This window comes from Peterkaempfera griseoplana, assembly GCF_001418575.1.
Classification (GTDB): domain Bacteria; phylum Actinomycetota; class Actinomycetes; order Streptomycetales; family Streptomycetaceae; genus Peterkaempfera; species Peterkaempfera griseoplana.
The window spans coordinates 1-2,250 of record NZ_LIQR01000557.1 but is presented as its reverse complement, the minus strand read 5'-3'; the positions used below and the strand labels follow the sequence as shown (position 1 = coordinate 2,250).

Sequence of the window (2,250 nt, the reverse complement as noted above, 5' to 3'; positions counted from 1 at the left end):
GGGCCGCGGCATCCACGACACCGCCCCCGCCACCCGGTGGGAGGACTGCTACCTCACCGGCAACGGCCGCCATGGCGCCCTGGTCCACGGAGCCACCGCGGACGAGACCGTGGTGGTCACCCACCACGCCATGGTCCGGCCCAACGGCAGCGCCGCGGTCGAGCCCCCGCACCTGGCCCCCGTCCTCGGCGAGGTCCAGGACGCCCTGCTGGCGGGTGACCGGGACGGCGCGGTCCGCCGCTTCGCAGGCGACTGGGAGCTGGTCCACACCCAGCCGTTCCACCCGGCCTTCGCGGTCCGCTGGCACCGCACCGACGCCGGCCCTGCGACCGGCTACCGCCGCTGGGTCGACTTCCGTACCGGCATCGCCTCGGCCGCCTGGCAGGAGGGACCGGGCGAGGGCGAGTGGCGGTCGTCCTGCTTCACCTCGCGCGCGGACGACACCGTCGTCCACCACCTGGCCGCACCGCTGGGCCGCACCGTCGAGGCCACCGTGGAGCTCGACGGCCGCCTCCCCGGCTCCCCGCCGGAGCTGCGGCTGGCCGTCCGCTCGGTCTACCGGCCCGGGCCGCTCGCCGCGCCGGCCGTCCCCGGCACCCCCGCCGCCCCGCCGGCGCCCCGGGACTCCGCGCTGCTGCGGCTGCGCGCCCGCTACCCCGACAGCGAGATCGGCTACCGCGGTGCCACCCGGGTGATCGCGGTGGGCGGCGAGGTGGTCTGCGACGGGCCGCGCATCCGGGTCACCGGCGCCCGCGAGATGCTGCTGCTGATCCGCACCGCCCGCGGTCCGGTGACCGCGGACTGCACCGAGCTGACCCGGCTGGACACCGGGATGTACGATATCCCCGACGACCTGGTGGGGCTGCTGGCCCGTCATGTCCCGATCCACCGCGAGGCCTACGACCGGGTCACCCTGGACCTGCACGGCGACCCGGGGGAGCGGGCGCTGCCGGTCGCCGAACTGCTGGCCCGCCAGGCCGCCACCCCGGGGCGGCTCACCCCCGCCCTGCTGGAGCAGCTCTTCGCGGCCGGCCGCTACCACCTGCTGAGCGCCAGCGGCTTCAGGCCGCCGCGGCTGTGCGGGCTGTGGACCGGCGACTGGAACACCGCCTGGTCGGGCGCCTTCACCACCAACGCCAACCTCAACCTCCAGATCGCCTCGGCCGCCGCGGGAGCGCTCCCAGAGGTGTCGCTCGCCCACGCCGAGCTGGTCCTCGGCCAGCTCGACGACTGGCGCCGCAACGCCCGCCTGCTCTACGGCACCCGCGGCATCGTCGCCCCCGCCCACACCGACGGGGAGAACGGCAACCAGTACCACTTCAACGACATCTGGGCCCACCACATGTGGACCGCCGGAGCCGACTGGCTGCTGCAGCCGCTGCTGGAGTACGTCGAGACCACCGGTGACGAGGTGTTCCTGCGCGAGCGGCTGCTGCCCGCCCTGATCGAGGTCGCAGCCTTCTACGAGGACTTCCTCACCAGGACCGGCCCCGACGGCCGGGTCGTCATCGTCCCCTCGTACTCGCCGGAGAACCACCCCGGGGGCGACGGCGCCGGGGGCCCGGCGGCCTCCGTCAACGCCACCATGGACATCGCCGCGGCCCGGCACGCCCTCACCACCGCGGCCGACCTGTGCGCCAGGCTCAGCCCGTCCGGCGTCACCCCCGAGCGCACCGCCCTGTGGCGGCAGCTCGCCGCCCGCCTCCCGGAGTACGTGGTCAACGACGACGGCGCCCTCGCCGAGTGGGCGTGGCCCGGCCACCGGGAGAACTACGACCACCGGCACGTCAGCCACCTCTACCCGGCCTGGCCGCTGGACGAGATCACCCCCGAGAGCACCCCGGAACTCGCGGAGGCCGCCCGCACCGCGCTGCGGCTGCGCGGCGACGAGAACGACTCCGGCCACGGCTATCTGCACCGCGCCCTGGCCGCGGCCCGCCTGGAGGACGCCGGCTGGGCCGCCCGCAACCTCTCCCGACTGCTCGACCGGGACTTCTTCTTCCGCTCGCTGATGAGCAGTCACTACCCCTACCGTGACGTCTACAACGCCGACGTGGCGCACGCACTGCCGGCGGTGCTGATCGAGATGCTGGTGAACTCCCGTCCGGCAGGCCCCGACGGGGCCGCGGGGCTGACCCTGCTCCCGGCCCTGCCGGAGTCCCTCCCGGTCGGCACCCTGGCGGGGATCCGCACCCGCTTCCGGGCCACCGTCACCGAGCTGGCCTGGGACCTGCCCGCGGGCAGGATCAG

Annotated in this window: 1 protein-coding gene; it reads left to right on the top strand. The window is 75.2% G+C overall.

Annotation, left to right across the window (positions count from 1 at the left end; translation table 11 throughout):
• Positions 1-2,250: glycosyl hydrolase family 95 catalytic domain-containing protein (locus AOK09_RS32520; protein WP_055590814.1), on the top strand; the 2,250-nt coding region annotated here is incomplete at both ends.